The organism is Acinetobacter corruptisaponis (genome assembly GCF_030053775.1).
In the GTDB taxonomy this organism is placed as follows: Bacteria; Pseudomonadota; Gammaproteobacteria; order Pseudomonadales; family Moraxellaceae; genus Acinetobacter; species Acinetobacter corruptisaponis.
The window spans coordinates 516631-534939 of record NZ_CP125669.1 but is presented as its reverse complement, the minus strand read 5'-3'; the positions used below and the strand labels follow the sequence as shown (position 1 = coordinate 534939).

Below are 18309 nucleotides of genomic sequence, written 5' to 3'. Positions count from 1 at the left end.
TCTATATTATGTCCCGTCCTGAAATAGATTGACAGTATTTCATTGAAAACCGAGTTAAGCAATTAGCTCGGTTTTCGCTTTCTGATACATCTGATCGGGGGTAAGCATCTCTAAACTTAAATGTGGTCTATAACAGTTGTAAACCACTATGGATTCCGCAATTAAATGATCTAACTCCCTCATCGTTTTACATCGTGTAGTTAAGAATTCCTGTTTCAATATCCCATTGATTCGCTCTGCTAAGGCATTTTGGTAACAGTCTCCTCCATCTGTCATTGAGGGACTTATATCGTAATGCTGTAATGCCGATTGATATAATTCAGAGCAGTATTGAGAACCCCTGTCTGAATGATGAATCAGGGTTGTTGCTCTATCTTTAATATGCTTCATTGCCATATGTAATGCTTGTACAACATTCTCGGCCCGCATATCACTTGATAACCTATAACCTTTAATTTGTCGGGTATAAGCATCTGTGACAAGAGATAGATAATGCACGCCCTCAGCACTCTCAACATAGGTAATGTCACTAACAAAGACCTCATTTGCCTGTATTGGAGAGCAATCCTTTAATAAATTGGGATGTTTCTTCATCCAGTGTTTACTATCGGTAGTTTTGGTATAACGACGCTTGGGTTGAATTAGTAAGTTACGTTCTTTCAATATCTTAAATAACTGATCTCGACCAAACTTCAAACCCTGTTCGAGCAATTTCGGTTTGATCAGCCAATATAATTTACGTGTACCAATACTTGGCATTAAATACCGATACTCCATGACGAGTTCAAGTACTTGCTGGATTTTCTGAGCTATAATTTGAGCACGCTTCTCCGATTGATAGTAAGCCTGTCGGGTGATTCCAACCCACTCACAATAACGTGAGACGTTTAGTCTTCTTTGGCTTTGCCAATCTTTGAAACGTGCTCGGTATACTTTTTTCCAAGATCACTCCCACACTCTTTGTCTATGTGATAAATCACATCCTGGATAAATTCAGTTTTGAGCTTTTCCGCTAATAGCTGTTTTTCCAGTTGGCGAATTCGTTGTTGTGGGGGCAGTTGGCGTTTTGATGAGGTCGGCATAGCTTTAGAAGTCCAATCTTGTTGTCCGTGCTTGCGTAGCCATGTCAGCACTGTTGATCGTCATTGAATACCATATTTTGCCTGAGCTTGCCTATAAGTGATTTGTCCTTTTTCTACTTCGTGGACAACCATCATTTTAAAGGCAAAGCTGTAATCTCGTTGAGTTCGTTTAACTCGTTGTTCTCTTTCATGTTCCATAAAATAAGTCTCTTAGTGTGTAAACTTATTTTAGGACGGGACATTATTAAGTATTAAAAAGGGACTGTACTAGATGTGCTTTCATTTGGCTTTGCGCCAAATAAATATAAAGGCTATACGGATCAACAAAGAGGGAAGTTTCTTGTTCTTAGCAAATATTCTGATAACCAATCGTTTTACAACTTGAATCTCGTGGACTTCACCTCCTGTGATTTTAAAATCAATCAGTAATCCATTCGCGTCAGTTGCAAGATGTATTTTTGTTGTTCGTCTACCGCATGATCGCCCAATTGCCTGTTCGAAACCATGCCGAGCTCCACTCGCATGCTGATGCAGGCGTATCAAGGATTGAGGAATATCATGCCATGTGGTACCTGTATGTAGTTTACCCAAGATGGCTTCCATAATATTTCTATTGTTCTTTAGGCAGTACAACCATGCAACCGCATTGTATCTTGAATTTGCTACCAGATATCATCGGTGAGAAAAGTGTTCGTGCCATTGAAAAATATAGAAATAAAAATAACTTTGAGAGATATCGTAAGTCTCTAAAAATAATTCCTCTAATCTGTAATGAGGATATGTCCTACGACAACCCCAAAAATTATTAAAACAGTTTGAACAATATCTTATTGTTTCAAATAATAGACATAATAATTTGATTTATTTGTTATCTTTACATTTTTGCAAGAATATAAACTTATGAAAAAATTTTTATTTTTAGGTTTAATCCTGACTTCACTTACAGCGTGTTCATCTACTCCAGATAAAGAGTTCACTCCACCAAAAATTGGTATGGCAAATCCAGCAAGCAAGTTTTGTGTAGAGCAGGGTGGCCAGTTAGAGATCAGAAATGAAGCCAATGGTCAGGTTGGCTATTGTAAGTTGGCCAATGGTCAGGTTGTTGAAGAATGGGAATTCTTCCGTGCTAATCAACCCAAATGCTTGGCGGATGAAGCACGAAAATTGATTGGTCAGTCAGGTTTAAGTGAAGAACAAATCAAGCAAAAAACCAAATCTGAAATTGTTCGTAGTGTTGGGCCAAACCAACCAGTCACAATGGATTATCGGGAAAATCGTGTGACGGTGACCATTGATCCACAAACTAAAAAGATCAGCAATGCAAGCTGTGGTTGATCTTTAAAGAAAGCCTAAGCTCTCAATTAGCGATGATTTAATTGGGAGCTTTTTTATGCAGCTCACACTAACAGCACTTGATAAATTGAAAAAAGTACCCATCAACTTATTTATTGAATTCATTTTATGTATTGTGTCAGCCTAATTGACCAGTATTTTGCACAAGTTTTTAATTTTGAGATTTGACATGAATCTACTTCTTATCGTGGTATTTGGCACAATTGCTGAAGTTTTAGTATGGATTGGCGTGGGCGACCTCGTTGGAAGTATGTGGTATGTCTTTTTCTGGTTCATCATTGCATTTTTCATTGGTCTGAACCTTGTTCGCTCAAGCACCTCCAACATTATGCCGCAATTACAGCAAATGCAGATGACTGGACAGCTTGGGGGTGATCCAGCAGTAACCAAGAAGCTGGCAATTGCAATGTCTGGTTTTCTGCTAATGTTACCAGGTTTGATTTCCGATGTACTGGCTGTACTGGTGCTTATTCCAGCCGTTCAAACTGCTTTCCGCAATGCACTCATGAAAACGATGGCGAAGCGTCAGCAAGCCATGATGGATCAAATGATGGGTGGAATGGGCGGCGGTGCGGCTGGTGGACAGAATCCATTTGCTGATCTTATGCGTCAAATGCAGGATATGCAAAACCAGCAAGGTGGCGGGCAATATCGTGATTCAACTGTGATCGACGGGGAAGCACGTGAAGTGAAACCTGAGCAGAAGAAAATTGAATTTAAAGATGTGAATTAATTAGCGTTGATTTTAATAAAGGCACACTTTCAAACAGTGTGCTTTTTTATGCCCCATTTTTAGATGGACTGTCCTTTTTTTGCTCTGGCTGGGTATGTTGGTCTGTTTCTTTTAAACCAGCACGATATTGGTTTGGAACCAGTGTCGTTAATTCATTTTCAGATTGTTTGTATTTACGAGTGCGGTTTGCACGTTCGCGAAATCCACCCTTGTTGATCAATTGAGTCATAACCATGTATCCGAAATGATTAAAAATGTATTCTAGCAAATGCTGTGCAAGATCAAAATAATATCGTTTCTAATACGTTTTTTAGAACAATGCACTCACAAAACTGACATAAAATTTTGTTAATTTGAAAGAACTGATTCAGAAACTAGATTGTATTCTCATTTTTTTTCTCATAGGATAAAACTGTGATGGTAAAAGTTGCTGTGAAAAGAAAATAAAAAATAATAAAGGAGGAATGAATGATGTTATACCAATATCATTGTGCATGTTGTGACAAGGTTGTCGCCTCAACAGATAAGGAGTGTCCTTACTGTGGTTCTCAGCATATCCGAAGCCCTTATGGTTTATGGATGTTCTGTTTGGCTGCCTGTTTTGCGGTTGTGGTCATTGTAAAACTTGCACATTTATATTCACAGCATCATCAAGAGGAACAGCCTGTACAAAAGACATCATTGTTTGAAATCTTTAAACAGGACAATACTGACTCAAGCAGATAGTTGAGGAGCATAAAAAAGCTCGCGATGAGCGAGCTTTTAAAATTAGGTAAGGTGTTACAGCCCAGCCGCATCTTTTAACACATCAACCTTATCGGTTTTTTCCCATGTAAATGCAGTGTCTGAACCCTCACGACCAAAGTGACCATAAGCAGCAGTTTGCTTATACATTGGCTGAATCAGGTTTAACATACGGGTAATACCGTATGGACGTAGGTCGAAGTGTTCACGAACAAGCTGGATAATCAACTCATCTGACACTTTGCCTGTATTAAATGTATTGATTGAAATGGAGGTTGGTTCTGCAACACCAATTGCATAACTCACCTGAATTTCACATTTATCCGCTAATCCAGCAGCAACAATATTTTTAGCAACATAACGGCCTGCATACGCGGCAGAACGGTCAACTTTCGATGGGTCTTTACCAGAGAAAGCACCACCACCGTGACGGGCCATACCGCCATAGGTATCTACAATAATCTTACGGCCTGTTAAACCACAGTCACCTACAGGTCCACCAATCACAAACATACCTGTTGGGTTGATGTGAAACTTTGTACCCGCATGGAACATTTCAGCAGGAATGATCGGCTTAACAATTTCCTCAATGACTGCTTCTTTTAAATTAGCCTGGCTAATTTCAGGATCATGCTGAGTTGAAAGCACAACCGCATCCAACCGAACAGGCATGCCATTTTCATAGGCAAAGGTCACCTGGCTTTTCGCATCTGGACGTAACCAAGGTAAAACACCTGAACGACGTAACTCAGCCTGACGTTCCATTAAGCGGTGGGCATAAGAAATAGGTGCAGGCATTAGAAATTCAGTTTCATGGCTTGCATAACCGAACATTAAGCCCTGATCACCCGCACCTTGATCTTCAGGTTTTTGGCGGTCAACACCCTGCGCAATCTCAGGAGACTGTTTGCCGATCATATTAATCACGGCACAGGTTGAACCATCGAAACCTAAATCAGAATGGTGATAGCCAATTCCATTGACGGTTTGACGTACAATCGCTTCAAAGTCGACATTTGCTGTGGTTGTGATTTCACCAGCAAGAACAACCGCACCTGTTTTTACTAATGTTTCACAAGCGACACGCGCATACGGGTCTTCTTTTAGGATTGCATCTAAAATGGCATCACTAATTTGGTCAGCCATTTTGTCTGGATGACCCTCGCTTACAGATTCTGAAGTAAAAACAGCGTACTCGCGCATGAACGTCCTATCATGGTTATTTTCAAAAAGACAGAGTATGTTACATCGACTTGGCGTATAGGACTAGCGCAAGCTGACTAAAAAGCATGAATTTATTTCATTTTCATTGTGTTTTTATTGATATAAGCATCAGTAAAACTGATATTTGCAGTTGATCCTTGATATAGATGTTTAAGAATAGGGATATTTTTACACTTTTTACTTCTTGGATTCTTAAATGAAGCGTCACCTAAGTTTATAGATAAGTAAAAAAACAGAAATATCGTGTATTAAGCTTTACCCCATGCCATTTTTTTAAGACAATAGGCTAAATTTTTGATAGATGATTTCTTGTCATCTTTTTACCATATTGATTTGATTGGATCTGACTTATGACAACCCCTTTAAATGAACGTCGTATTGCAAATGCAATTCGTGTCTTGGCTATGGATGCTGTGCAACAGGCAAACTCAGGGCATCCTGGTGCGCCAATGGGGATGGCAGATATCGCTGACGTGGTTTGGCGTGAGTTTTTAAATCATAATCCAGACAATCCACAATGGGCCAACCGCGATCGTTTTGTATTATCGAATGGTCATGGTTCTATGTTGCAATATGCATTACTGCATTTAACTGGTTATGATCTATCTATTGAGGATTTAAAGCAGTTCCGTCAATTACATTCTAGAACACCAGGCCACCCTGAATATGGTTATGCACCTGGTATTGAAACCACAACTGGTCCATTAGGTCAGGGGATTGCCAATGCTGTTGGTTTCGCTTTGGCTGAAAAAACGTTGGCTGCCCAGTTCAACAAAGATAGTTTAAATGTTGTTGATCATTTCACTTATTGTTTCCTGGGTGATGGTTGCCTGATGGAAGGTATTTCTCATGAAGTGTGCTCACTTGCAGGTACTTTAGGCCTTGGTAAGCTTGTTGTTTACTATGATGACAATGGTATCTCAATTGATGGTGAAGTTGAAGGCTGGTTCAGCGATGATACTGAACAACGTTTCCAAGCCTACGGCTGGCAAGTGCTTCGTGTAGATGGCCATGATGCTGCTGCAATTCGTCAGGCAACTGTTGAAGCAAAAGCTGAAACTAACAAGCCAACAATTATTATCTGTAAAACGATTATTGGTCTGGGTTCACCAAACAAACAAGGTAAAGAAGATTGCCACGGTGCGCCACTCGGTAAAGACGAAATCGTATTAACCCGTCAGGCGCTTGGCTGGACAACCGAAGAAGCGTTTGCAATTCCTGAAGATGTGTATGCGGCTTGGGATGCAAAAGCAAAAGGTCAAACTTCTGAAGCTGCTTGGAATGAATTGTTTGCTCAATATCAGGCAAAATATCCAACTGAAGCGGCTGAATTATTACGTCGCATCAATGGTGACTTACCTGCTGAATTTGCTGCACAAGCAGACGCATTTATTGCTGAAACAAATGCAAAAGCGGAAACGATTGCAACACGTAAAGCCAGCCAAAATACCTTACAGGCATTTGGTCCATTACTTCCTGAATTATTAGGTGGTTCTGCTGACTTGGCGGGTTCAAACCTGACGCTTTGGAAAGGTTGTGAAGGCGTACAGGAAAATCCAGCAGGTAATTATATTTACTATGGCGTTCGTGAATTTGGTATGACTGCAATTGCGAATGGTATTGCTTTACACGGTGGTTTTGTTCCTTATGTTGCAACATTCCTGATGTTTATGGAATATGCACGTAATGCGGTACGTATGTCTGCATTGATGAAGCAACGTGTGATTCATGTCTATACGCATGACTCTATTGGTTTAGGTGAAGATGGTCCAACACACCAACCAATTGAACAAATTGCATCGTTACGCGGTACACCAAACCTGAATACATGGCGTCCATGTGATACCGTTGAAGCTGCAATTTCCTGGAAATCTGCGCTTGAGCGTAAAGATGGTCCATCTGCACTCATTTTCTCTCGTCAAAACTTGCCATTCCAGGCACGTAATGAAGCACAAATTCAAAACGTTGCAAAAGGTGGTTATATCCTTGCTGAAGAAAAAGGTGAGTTGAAAGCAATCATCATCGCGACAGGTTCAGAAGTTTCATTGGCAATGGAAGCATATGCTCAACTTGATGGTGTGCGTGTTGTGTCTATGCCATGTGCAGAAGAGTTTATGAAGCAAGATGCTGCTTATCGTGAAGCGGTATTACCAGCACATATTCGTGCGCGTGTTGCAGTTGAAGCGGCTCATGTAGACTACTGGTGGAAATTTGTTGGTTTAGATGGCAAAGTGATCGGTATGACCACCTATGGCGAGTCTGCGCCTGCAAAAGACTTATTCCAGTTCTTTGGTATCACCACTGAAGCAGTTGTTGCTGCGGTTAACGAACTGACTGCTTAATGATTTAAGTACTACAAGAAGCGTTCCACTAGGAGCGCTTTTTTTGTATTGATCAAATGGAATATAAAAATGAGACGGTTAGCATTATCAGATAAAAAAGAACGCGGAATCCCGCGTAAATTAAGAAATCTTAGACACTGGAGTGAGCGATTTAAAAATAACTTTCCTGATTTAACTGAATATCATGATCGGTACTATAACTGGAAAATACCTGTTCCAATGAATCTGGTTGAGGGTAAACATGCACAGCAAGAAATTAAGGCAGAATGTGCGCAATACCTGATCAATGCTTGCCAATATTTAATTGAAGCAAAACCTCAAGGGTTAAAATTATGTAAAGTGGTCTGTATGGTTGAACAGCCAAATATGTTTTCTAGTGAGATTTGCTTATATTTAGATGAAGATTATTTTAATGCACATACATTATCAGCAGATAGATATGATTCTCAATATGTGTTGGCAGATGATTTAAGTCTAGCTAAAAGTTGGAACCTGCAAATTCCTGAGAATATGTATGAACGAGGGATAAAAATCCGTTATATCGATCCAGAAGATGAAGCGGATAATTATACTGCTGATCAGTGGTTCTTTATTGAGAATTAATAGAGTCTCTCAATACATGGGAGACTCATTGAAATCGACCTTACATATCACATATCTAAGGTAGTTTGAATCGAAATATTAGATGTTAATAATTTATGAACAGGACAACTTTCCGCAACTTTTAATAAGCGTTTATGCTGTTCTTCAGTAAATTCACCTTTTAGCGTAATTTTACGCTCAATATTGTTTTGGCCTGATTCTGGTTCACCATTTGGGTTTAAGGCCAAATCAACCTGCACATGATCAAGTTTAATTCCTTTGTGGTTTGCATACATTTCCAGTGTAATGGTTGTGCACGCACCTAAAGCTGAAAGTAGCAGTTGGATTGGGTTAGGGGCTGAGTCTTGACCCCCTTTGTCTGTTGGTTCATCTCCATACCAGGTATGACCAGAAGAATCTGTAAGCGTTACACGATAAGGAGTTGGGGTATTTTGGGCCTGAACAGTATGTGTCATATTCTACCTTGTTGTTTATCTTTAAAAATCTGAATAAAAGTATGTCAATTGATGATGTCGTTTTAGCGACAATATGTATAGTACCGAATAGTCTTATGATATTCGTTTTACATAACAACTGTAACGCTTTTATTGTTGCACTGGTGAAACATATCGTTTTATAAAGAATGGTGAATAAAATTATGTGATCTATAAACTAAACAACATATCAAACAAGGATACGAAAAATGCAGTTTAAAACATTAAGCCTCGGTTTAGCTGTTGCTATCGCAAGTTCAGTCGCTTTGGCTGCACCAGTTGACTATAAAATTGATCCAACCCATACTGCCACCGTGTTTAGCTGGAACCATTTTGGTTTCTCTACACCAAGCGCGAACTTTACTGATATTCAGGGTGTAATTAAGGTTGATAATGCCAAGCCAGCAAACTCATCTGTTGAGGTCACTATCCCGATCAGTAGTGTAAATACCAATGTGCCTGCCTTGGATAAAGAATTCCAGGAAGAAGCATGGTTTAATGCTGCGAAATATCCAAACATTACTTTTAAAAGTACCAAAGTCGAAACTAAGGACAAAAAGCACTTTAAAATTACAGGTGATTTGACTGTAAAAGGTGTGACCAAACCTGTAGTCTTGGATGCTGTGCTCAATAAACAAGGTGAGCACCCAATGGCGAAAGTGCCAGCGATTGGTTTTAATGCGACAACATCATTTAACCGTTCTGCATTTGGCATCGGAAACTATGTGCCTAATGTAGGTGACAAGATCACTGTCAATATTACCACTGAAGCAACTGCTGCAAAGTAATATCAAACAAATCATTAGATTGATAAAAAAGCTCATGGAACTAATCCCTGAGCTTCTTTTAATTTTGCGTGTGAATTTGGTGTATTGATTCAATATTATGCTGTTGCGTTAAAAGCTTCGGCATAAACAACGCTACCTGTCGGGATAGTTTCAGAGAAAGCAAGTACTTGAAAATATTAAGCAGGTACATTTTCTAAAACCAGTCTTGAGTCTGCTTTAAAGCCAAACCTGCCATAATATTCAGGTTCACCAAGCAATACACATCCTGCTGCTCCCAAATTCTTCAATGCAGCTAAACCATCATTGATTAACTTCGAGCCAACACCTTGTCCTTGATACTTAGGTAGAACTGAAACTGGCCCGAGACCATACCAACCTGTTGATCCATCTGAAATGGAAACAGGAGAAAATGCAATGTGTCCAATCACTTCATGGTTATATTCAGCAACCAGTGAAAGGGTTAATTGACCTGAATTACGCAGTGCATTCACTATAAATTGTTCAGCATGGCTGGAATATTGCTGATCTTTAAAAGCGATTTCAGTTAAATTAAAAATAGCCTGAATATCGGATGTTTGTTCATTTCGAATATGAAAGTTCATGTTTTGTTTGGTCCTAATAAAATTTCCCAATGTATGTATGGAATGAATATAAACGATAAATCATTGTTTCATGGTATCCATCCATCATGGCTTTGTGGAGTAGCATAGCTTAGGTTTTCGTATTTAATTTGATAGGATGAATAATTGTGTGAATTTGATTTTATAATCAGGATTAAACGATCCATTATTCTTTAGCTTAGGACATACACATGGTTGATCAGGATTTTATACAACAGGCAGTTGATTTGGCTTTGGAAAATGCACGGTCAGGTGGACGGCCTTTTGCCGCATTGGTTGTAAAAGATGGCAATGTGATTGCAACTGGCGTAAATCAGATTAAATTAACCAATGATCCTACGGCCCATGCAGAATTATCGGCATTGCGTGAAGCAGGCAAAGCCTTGGCGAGTCCTAATCTGGAAAATTGCGTGGTATATGCTAGTGGGCAGCCTTGTCCCATGTGTTTGGCTGCCATGCGTATGTCTGGGATTCACCGTGTTGTTTATGCATTTTCCAATATTGAGGCTGAACCATTTGGTTTATCCACTGCAAAAATTGCCCAGATATTAAGAATGCCACCTGAAAGCCAAGAGGGCCTTTCTTTTGTACAAGTCAAGCCGAAACAGGATCATGATTTATATAGCCTATGGCAAAATTTACAGACCGAATAAATCAATAACCTGAATTTACGCCTACACATTTTAGTCCTTAGCTTGTTTGTCCTTTGGCAATAAATATGCGGGAACAGACTTTCTCGTCTGTGTGCGCAGCATCATCTTGATATATAGGACGATTGCAAAACACGCCGTTGCAATCGTCAGCATAATACTGTTCATATAGCTCATGACTGAGCTGATATAACCAATGGTCGCAAGACGGCGTTGCATACGCTCAACCTGCGTGCTGGACTCAATACCTGTAACTGCCCATGTGCATAAATGTTCACAGTTGTTGATAATCAAATGATACTGGTTTTCATGCATACGTGAACGCATACGCTTCACTACAGCCTTGGCCTTGTAGCGAGGGGCTGGATAATTCTTGATATGGATTGTTTTTCCATGTGCAAAACGTTGCAGTGAGGTTGTTTCAATAGGCCGCTTCTTAAAAATATGGGCAAAGCCTGAATAGTGAATCACCCGCCCACGGCCTACATAAATACCATGATGGCTATAACCAAAATGTTTAACAATGAGATGGGCACCAAGTGGATAGTGTTGTTTCTGTTGCATGTGGATACAAAGTTGATTGTATTTACATTTGTATTTTAATAAAAAAATAAGAACCAATCGAGCAGATTTATAAGATCAATCATGTGAATATGTGGAGAGTTTGTATCTACTATTTTGTGCTTTGCCTGACTGTGTGAGAATAAGCCATATTCAAAAGAAAGTTTAATAGCCTAATGAAAAAATATCTTTTAATTGTATTGGGATTGGCAATTGTTCCAGCAACTTACGCAATGCGGCAACAAACATTTAACGTACAACATGTTCAATATGAGGTCATCAAAATAGAGGATCTGAGACAGCTTAAATTGTTCCTAAAAAGTCCTAAGACAGATCGTTATTACCAGAAGTTTTCTAATATTCAACGGGAGTTGCCAAAATGTACACAGCTAAATTTTGCCATGAATGCAGGGATGTATCATGCAGACTTTCAACCTGTTGGGCTATATGTTGAAAATGGAAAGGAAATAAATCAGTTAAATGAAGAAACAGGTTTTGGTAACTTCTTTATGCAACCGAATGGAGTGGTTGCCTGGAATGATAAACAAGCGGTGATTAAAACAACCACGGACTATAAACATGATGGGTTTAAGCCTCAGTTTGCCACTCAGTCAGGGCCTATGCTGGTAAATAATGGCAAAATGAATCGCCAGTTCTTGCCTGACTCAAATTCCTTAAAAATCAGGAATGGTGTGGGGATCAAGGATAATCAATTGTATTTCGTGATTTCGCAACAACGGGTCAGTTTCTATCAGTTTGCACAATTTTTTAAGCAACAGTTAAACATAGATGATGCTTTATATCTGGATGGTTCAATTTCAAGCCTGTACTCAGCACAAACTCACCGCCATGATAAAACCTTTAATTTAGGGCCAATTGTTGGGCAAGTGAGTCGGAAAGATTGTCCCTAATCCCACTCAAAAGATTAGGGAGAATTTTATTTTTATTGGATTGGTGGCTTGATGAGTGCAAGTAATTCCTTGCGACTGTAGCCTCGGGAAATCAATACTTTTTTGATGCCTTTAATCACATCTTCATCTGTTGCTTTAACCAAAGCATCCAGTAGTTGTTCATTGGTTTTGCAAGAATAATCATTTTCAACGCAAGAAGTCTGGTTCTTGTGTTCGTTATATTGATGATCCGCATTGAACAATTTTTGCCAAAAACTCATAGAGCCTTCATAACTAACCTAACATAGCTCGAAATATAATCAATTTAAAATAAAATACAAGTCAACTAAAGTGATAAAAGCAGCAGTCAAACGTCAATTTTTTCGATGAATTTTCCCTGAATTAACGAAATTATGACAGCCTAATGACTTGACCTTTGAAAAATATACCTTTTTTATAAATATACCTTGAGTAAAAATAAAGGGTTACTGGAACCCTTTATAAATTATTGTTACGTTGCAATAATTTGTTTAAATCTTCTCAAGTAAAATGCCTGACTCAACATGATGGGTAAAAGGAAACTGATCGAATAGGGCAAACTTCACAATTCGATGGGTTTGAGCCAGTGTTTTTAGATTGTCATATAGGGTATCTGGATTACACGAAATATAAATAATACGCTCGAATCCTTGTAATAGCCTGAGCGTTTCATCATCAATTCCTGCACGAGGAGGATCGACAAAAACCGAGTCAAAATCGTAGCTTTGAATGTCGATATTGGCTTCTTGTAAACGTCTAAATTCACGTTCACCTTGATAAGCCTGAGTAAATTCTTCCGCAGATAAACGAGCCACCTGAATGTTATCAATCTGGTTTTGCTCAATATTCCATTGTGCTGCATACACCGATGATTTTGCCAGTTCGGTTGCCAGTACACGTTTAAACTTTAAAGACAGTGGCAAAGTAAAGTTACCATTGCCGCAATACAGTTCTAATAGGTCTTTCTGCGCACCATTCGCAGCATCACAAGCCCATTCCAGCATGTGTTGGCATACTTGTGCGTTTGGCTGAGTAAAGCTGCTTTCAATTTGTTTATATTTAAAAGTACGACCGTGAACATTAAGTTGTTCAACCACATAGTCATCGCCAATAATCACTTTCTGGCCACGGCTACGGCCCATGATTTTAATATTCAGTTTTTCAGTTAGTGCTTTAGCCGCGGTTTCCCATTCAGCATCTAATTTACGATGGTAAATCAGGGTGACCAACATCTCTCCACTTAAGGTTGAGAGAAAGTCTGCTTCAAAAACACGTTGCGATAAAATAGGAACTGCTTTTAATTCATCTAATAAACGTGGCATCAAATCATTGATGCTTTGATCTGCAATCGGAAACTCATCCACGCGGATAACTTCTTTTTGTTTTCCATCTTCAGCACGTTCAAACATGGCATAGAACAAATCATCTTCGGTATGCCAAATACGAAATTCTGCACGCATACGGAAATGTTGTTCAGGCGATTGAAACACTTCTAAAGCTGGTGGGTTGAACGATGCAAACTGTGTAGTAATACGTTCAACTTTCTCTTGAAGTTGCTGTTGGTAAGATATGGTCATAAAAAAGAAAACTACAGGTGAAATCTAAACGGGAATGGTATCAAAAAAGCGTAGTAAGGTGCAGGAAATTATGACATTCACTTATTGATCGGCTTATCTTGGTGGATAGATTGAATTAAAGCTATTTGATTTTTCGAATTAATAAAAAACCCGAACCATGTAAACATGATTCGGGCTGGGATGAGGAACGACTGAAGTTCCGCAAGAGAATTAAATTAGTCTTCAGATAAAGTCATTAAACTCGCATTACCACCGGCAGCAGCAGTATTTACGCTAATAGCGCGTTCAATGACTAGACGTTCTAAAGGAACCTGCTCATCTTTCTTAAGATGAGTAATGCCCACGATTGCTCCAGAACGGTTCGCAATTTTAGTTTGTAGTTCAGTTAATTGATCAACTGAACCATGATGTAAAACAGCATCAAAAGCATCTTTTTCAATGCTAGAAATGACTGTGATTGCATCTAAGACATCTTTTGGTAAAGACGCTTTGTGTTTTACTAAGAATGCATTGTCTTTCAACACAGCCGCAGTACTGCTGACGGAGAAAATCGCAAGTAATTGTTGAAGCTGGCTTGCTTCATCATTCGCAATCGAAAGCACACGATGACGAGGCAAGATAATGTATTGGTTGCTTTCACCAGTAGGGCCTTGCAACTCGTAGAACTTACCTACACCAAATGCTGGAATCGTTGGAATTGCTTGAGGCATATTTTGGTTTGCCCAAGCCAATAAGCTTTGATAAGCAACATTCGATACAGCATCAAAGTTAGAGATTTCAGCTTTCACCGCAAATGGGGTTGCCAATACTTTCTCTGAACAATGCTCCATCAAACGGTACATATAAAGCGGACCACCAGCTTTAGGACCAGTACCCGATAAGCCTTCACCACCAAATGGTTGCACGCCTACAACTGCACCAACGATGTTGCGGTTGATATATAAGTTACCTACCTCAGCACGTTGGATCACTGTATTAATGGTTTCATCAATACGTGTGTGTAGACCCATGGTTAAGCCATAGCCTTTGGCATTGATACGGTCGATCAATTGCTCAAGCTCACCATATTTATAAGTGATGATGTGCAATACAGGACCAAAGACTTCACGTTCTAGATCGTCAAGGTTTGGCAATTCAATCGCTGTTGGTGGAACAAATGTACCTTGTGCAAGCGCTTGTTGGCTTACTGCATCGTTAAACATCAATTGATGAACAGGGTAGCCCTTAGATTTCATCTTTTGAATATGCGTATCGATGGTTTGTTTTGCTTCAGTATCAATCACTGGGCCAATGTCAGTTTTTAAGATTGCAGGGTTGCCTACGATCAACTGTTGCATTGCACCTTTCAACATTTTGATGACTGTTGCAGCGCTGTCTTCTTGCACACATAAGATACGAAGTGCAGAACAACGTTGACCCGCACTGTCAAATGCAGAACTGACAACATCGAGAACGACTTGTTCAGTAAGTGCAGAAGAATCTACGATCATTGCATTTTGACCACCCGTTTCCGCGATTAACGGAATTGGCTGACCATTTGGAGACAAGCGTTTTGCGACAGTCTTTTGCAAAATTTTTGCAACTTCAGTCGAACCAGTGAACATGATGCCTTGAACACGATCATCTTGGCTCAATTGAGCACCAACGGTTTCACCGCGACCTGGAAGAAGCTGAACAACGCCGTGTGGCACGCCAGCTTCCCAAAGCATTTGAACTGCTTGAGCTGCAATTAAAGGTGTTTGTTCAGCAGGTTTGGCAATCACACAGTTACCACTCACCAATGCTGCTGCAATCTGACCAGAGAAAATCGCAAGAGGGAAGTTCCATGGGCTAATACACAATACAGTACCCAGTGGTTTTACTTCTGCATTTGCAGGCAAGTTTTCGATTTGTGTCGCGTAATAACGCAAGAAATCGACTGCTTCACGAACTTCTGCAATGGCATTGGCATAGGTTTTAACACTTTCACGGCAAAGCAATACCATCAACTCTTGAATGCGAGCTTCCATCAAATCTGCAGCGCGTTTTAAGCAAGCTGCACGTTCAACTTTACCTGTTGCAGCCCAGCTTTGTTCAGCTTGTACCGCAGCTTCTAGCGCCAGTTGTACATCCGCACTGGTTGCTTCGTTTACATAACCGACAATTTCACTGTTTTGTGCTGGGTTTGTAATTGCAAGTGCATTGCTTTCGTCGTGAACTGTTGATTCAAATCCAAGTAATGGCGCACTTTTCCAAATCTGGCTACGTAATTTCTGTGCCGTCGCATCCAAGTCTGCTAATGGTTGATCGTTATTCAAATCAAAGCCATTTGAGTTTGGACGTAATGGATAAAGATCATGTGGAAGTGGAATTGCAGGGTGTTTTAAGCCAAGCTGACCTTCATCTTTCGCAGAAGTTTGAATATCTTTGATTGGAGACTGAATCAAGTCTTCAACTTTTAAAGTCTTATCAGCTATACGGTTTACGAATGAGGTGTTTGCACCATTTTCAAGTAAACGACGGACTAAATAAGCCAATAAAGTTTCATGGTTACCAACAGGTGCATAAACACGACATGGAACACCTAACTTGCCATCTTCTTTAGAACCAACCACTTGTTCATACAATGGTTCGCCCATACCGTGCAAGCATTGGAATTCGTATTGACCAGGGTAGTATTTGCTTGGATCAGCCAAGGTATAGATCGTTGCAAGTGATTGCGCATTGTGTGTCGCAAATTGCGGATAGACTTGATCTGGTGCAGCAAGTAATTTTTTCGCACACGCAATGTATGACAAATCAGTGTGAACTTTACGGGTAAACACAGGGTAATCCGTCATGCCATCAATTTGCGCTTTCTTGATTTCGCTGTCCCAATACGCACCTTTCACTAAACGGATCATCAGGCGTTTGTTACTGCGTTTTGCAAGGTCGACGATGTAATCAACAACGTAGAAACAACGCTTTTGATAAGCCTGAATAACGAAGCCAATACCTTTCCAATCCGCAAGTTTTGGCTCGAAGCATAAACGCTCAAGTAACTCGAGCGAAATTTCTAAACGTTCAGATTCTTCAGCATCGATGTTTAAACCGATGTTGTATTGTTTTGCCAAGCACGCAAGTTCGAAGACTTTGTTGTAAAGTTCGTGATGAACGCGCGCAATTTGTGCACGTTGGTAGCGTGGGTGTAAAGCAGAGAGCTTGATTGAGATACCAGGGCCATCATAAACGCCACGGCCATTTGATGCTTTACCAATGGCATGGATCGCTTGAGTGTAGTCGTTATAGTAACGTTCAGCATCATGTTCAGTCAGTGCAGCTTCACCCAACATATCGTATGAGTAACGGAAACCTTTGTGTTCAAATGGTTTTGCATGTTCAAGTGCTTCTTCGATGGTTTCGCCAGTAACGAATTGCTCACCCATCATACGCATTGCAACGTCAACTGCTTTACGGATGATCCCGCGACCACTACGCGCCAAAAGACCCGTCAAAACACTGGATAAGCTGGTTTGCTTAGGTGTTTCCATCAGCTTACCAGTCAACATTAAGCCCCATGCAGCAGCATTGACGAACATCAGGCTACTTTGACCAACATGTTCTTTCCAGTTACCTTGGTTGATTTTGTCACGGATCAATAAATCACGGGTTGCTGTATCTGGAATACGAAGCAGGGCTTCTGCCAAACACATCAGAGCGACACCTTCCTGAGAGGAAAGAGAAAACTCTTGTAGTAGACCTTGAACGATACCTGCCTTACCTGCTGAGCTTTTACGTTCACGTAAGTTGTGCGCCAGGCTAAAAGCCAACTCATAAATTTTTTGATCAAGATCGGGCGAAATATTTGCTGCTTCAGCAAGCTCTGCGACTGCTTCAGGTTCTGCACGTCGCCAAGCGGTGTTAATGCGTTGCTCAAACTCACTTTTTTCTTTAAATTCGGTGATATAACCACCGTTGTTGTGAGTTGTGTCCATCTCTGCGGGGATATCCAAAGTATTCATGCTAAATTCCGATAACAATCTATCTCTATTGAGTAGAGAGGTTTAGATAATTTATGATTACAGAATAAAACCCGAGTAACTCACTATAATTTACCCATTTTTTAGAGGAAAATTCAGTTGAATGGCCCTATTTATAGCTTAGACCGTACTGATCTAAAAATTATGGATATTCTTCAAACAGATGGGAGAATTTCCAACAGTAAATTGGCGGAATTAGTGAACCTTTCTCCCACTGCGGTGATGGCGCGTGTCCAGAAGCTTACCAAAGATGAATTTATTCTGGGATATGAGGCAAAACTCAATCCAGGCAAGCTCAATGCAAATTTCCTGGTATTCGTTGAAGTGCTGTTGGATAAAACCACACCAAACGTTCTGGATGATTTTATTGATGCGGTGACGCAATATCCTGAAATTGTGGAATGTCATATGGTGAGTGGTGGCTTTGATTTCCTGATCAAGCTACGTTGTAGCAATATGGAGGAATTTCGCCGTATTTCAGGACAAATTTTGTGGCAACTGCCTGGAGTGAAAGAAACTCGCAGCTACCCAGTGATGCAGGTGGTTAAGGACAGTTCGAAAATAAAAATTAAGTCAAAAACAAAATTTTAGACCAAAGAAAAGGGGCTGGTAAGCCCCTTAAATTTTCCCGT

17 protein-coding genes and 2 pseudogenes are annotated in these 18309 nt (G+C 40.0%); 9 read left to right on the top strand and 10 right to left on the bottom strand.

The annotated features are described in order from the left end of the window. Window positions 1–54: 54 nt before the first annotated feature. Together QLH32_RS02615 and QLH32_RS02610 are read right to left on the bottom strand one after the other, a co-directional pair. Window positions 55–1280, bottom strand: a pseudogene (locus QLH32_RS02615) (IS3 family transposase). 81 nt (window positions 1281–1361) lie between these two features. After that, window positions 1362–1685 (bottom strand): transposase, encoded by a 324-nt coding sequence (locus QLH32_RS02610; protein WP_432442297.1) that lies wholly within the window; start codon window positions 1683–1685, stop codon window positions 1362–1364. 297 nt (window positions 1686–1982) lie between these two features. Between QLH32_RS02610 and QLH32_RS02605 the strand changes: the two genes are divergently transcribed. Then, complete coding sequence (locus QLH32_RS02605; RefSeq protein ID WP_283267954.1) at window positions 1983–2417, top strand: I78 family peptidase inhibitor; 435 nt, start codon at window positions 1983–1985, stop codon at window positions 2415–2417. A gap of 187 nt (window positions 2418–2604) precedes the next feature. Further along, on the top strand, window positions 2605–3168 hold the full coding sequence (locus tag QLH32_RS02600; RefSeq protein WP_267979605.1) for an FxsA family protein: 564 nt from the start codon (window positions 2605–2607) through the stop codon (window positions 3166–3168). Window positions 3169–3214: 46 nt separating this feature from the next. On the opposite strand, the gene QLH32_RS02595 is transcribed toward QLH32_RS02600, so the two are convergent. Then, a complete protein-coding gene (locus QLH32_RS02595) occupies window positions 3215–3397 on the bottom strand; it encodes a hypothetical protein (RefSeq protein WP_279959986.1) in 183 nt (60 codons plus the stop codon). A gap of 239 nt (window positions 3398–3636) precedes the next feature. On the opposite strand from QLH32_RS02595, the gene QLH32_RS02590 reads away from it, so the two are divergent. Further along, window positions 3637–3894 (top strand): hypothetical protein, encoded by a 258-nt coding sequence (locus QLH32_RS02590; RefSeq protein WP_267979603.1) that lies wholly within the window; start codon window positions 3637–3639, stop codon window positions 3892–3894. A 54-nt stretch (window positions 3895–3948) separates the two neighbouring features. On the opposite strand, the gene metK is transcribed toward QLH32_RS02590, so the two are convergent. After that, window positions 3949–5115 (bottom strand): methionine adenosyltransferase, encoded by a 1167-nt coding sequence (gene metK / locus QLH32_RS02585; protein ID WP_283267952.1) that lies wholly within the window; start codon window positions 5113–5115, stop codon window positions 3949–3951. 371 nt (window positions 5116–5486) lie between these two features. Between metK and tkt the strand changes: the two genes are divergently transcribed. Both tkt and QLH32_RS02575 read left to right on the top strand, forming a co-directional pair. Next, entirely contained in the window at window positions 5487–7478 is a 1992-nt protein-coding gene (gene tkt / locus QLH32_RS02580) for a transketolase (protein WP_283267950.1), read from the top strand. A 69-nt stretch (window positions 7479–7547) separates the two neighbouring features. After that, window positions 7548–8081, top strand: coding sequence for a DUF3916 domain-containing protein (locus tag QLH32_RS02575; RefSeq protein WP_283267949.1), 534 nt, complete (start codon window positions 7548–7550; stop codon window positions 8079–8081). Window positions 8082–8128: 47 nt separating this feature from the next. Here QLH32_RS02575 and QLH32_RS02570 read toward each other — a convergent pair whose 3' ends face one another. Beyond that, window positions 8129–8536, bottom strand: a complete 408-nt coding sequence (locus tag QLH32_RS02570) for an OsmC family protein (protein WP_267979599.1) — start codon at window positions 8534–8536, stop codon at window positions 8129–8131. A gap of 227 nt (window positions 8537–8763) precedes the next feature. Between QLH32_RS02570 and QLH32_RS02565 the strand changes: the two genes are divergently transcribed. Continuing rightward, window positions 8764–9342: a YceI family protein gene (locus QLH32_RS02565; protein WP_004680843.1), complete on the top strand. Its 579-nt coding sequence runs from the start codon at window positions 8764–8766 to the stop codon at window positions 9340–9342. Window positions 9343–9437: 95 nt separating this feature from the next. Here the strand turns inward: QLH32_RS02565 and QLH32_RS02560 are convergent. Continuing rightward, window positions 9438–9944: pseudogene (locus QLH32_RS02560) on the bottom strand (GNAT family N-acetyltransferase). Between the two features lie 209 nt (window positions 9945–10153). On the opposite strand from QLH32_RS02560, the gene QLH32_RS02555 reads away from it, so the two are divergent. Beyond that, window positions 10154–10615 (top strand): nucleoside deaminase, encoded by a 462-nt coding sequence (locus QLH32_RS02555; RefSeq protein WP_279959978.1) that lies wholly within the window; start codon window positions 10154–10156, stop codon window positions 10613–10615. 30 nt (window positions 10616–10645) lie between these two features. On the opposite strand, the gene QLH32_RS02550 is transcribed toward QLH32_RS02555, so the two are convergent. Continuing rightward, window positions 10646–11176 carry a lecithin retinol acyltransferase family protein gene (locus QLH32_RS02550; RefSeq protein ID WP_283267946.1) on the bottom strand — a complete coding sequence of 177 codons (531 nt, stop codon included), beginning with the start codon at window positions 11174–11176 and terminating at the stop codon, window positions 10646–10648. 173 nt (window positions 11177–11349) lie between these two features. On the opposite strand from QLH32_RS02550, the gene QLH32_RS02545 reads away from it, so the two are divergent. After that, window positions 11350–12084 carry a phosphodiester glycosidase family protein gene (locus tag QLH32_RS02545; protein WP_283267945.1) on the top strand — a complete coding sequence of 245 codons (735 nt, stop codon included), beginning with the start codon at window positions 11350–11352 and terminating at the stop codon, window positions 12082–12084. A 32-nt stretch (window positions 12085–12116) separates the two neighbouring features. Here the strand turns inward: QLH32_RS02545 and QLH32_RS02540 are convergent, their stop codons facing one another. The 3 genes from QLH32_RS02540 to putA all read right to left on the bottom strand — a co-directional run bounded on the left by QLH32_RS02540 (window position 12117) and on the right by putA (window position 17659). Beyond that, window positions 12117–12344: a hypothetical protein gene (locus QLH32_RS02540; RefSeq protein WP_283267943.1), complete on the bottom strand. Its 228-nt coding sequence runs from the start codon at window positions 12342–12344 to the stop codon at window positions 12117–12119. Between the two features lie 249 nt (window positions 12345–12593). Then, complete coding sequence (gene trmA / locus QLH32_RS02535; RefSeq protein WP_283267941.1) at window positions 12594–13679, bottom strand: tRNA (uridine(54)-C5)-methyltransferase TrmA; 1086 nt, start codon at window positions 13677–13679, stop codon at window positions 12594–12596. A gap of 215 nt (window positions 13680–13894) precedes the next feature. Beyond that, on the bottom strand, window positions 13895–17659 hold the full coding sequence (putA, locus tag QLH32_RS02530; RefSeq protein ID WP_283267940.1) for a trifunctional transcriptional regulator/proline dehydrogenase/L-glutamate gamma-semialdehyde dehydrogenase: 3765 nt from the start codon (window positions 17657–17659) through the stop codon (window positions 13895–13897). Window positions 17660–17776: 117 nt separating this feature from the next. On the opposite strand from putA, the gene QLH32_RS02525 reads away from it, so the two are divergent. Then, entirely contained in the window at window positions 17777–18268 is a 492-nt protein-coding gene (locus QLH32_RS02525; protein ID WP_283267938.1) for an Lrp/AsnC ligand binding domain-containing protein, read from the top strand. Window positions 18269–18309 lie beyond the last annotated feature (41 nt).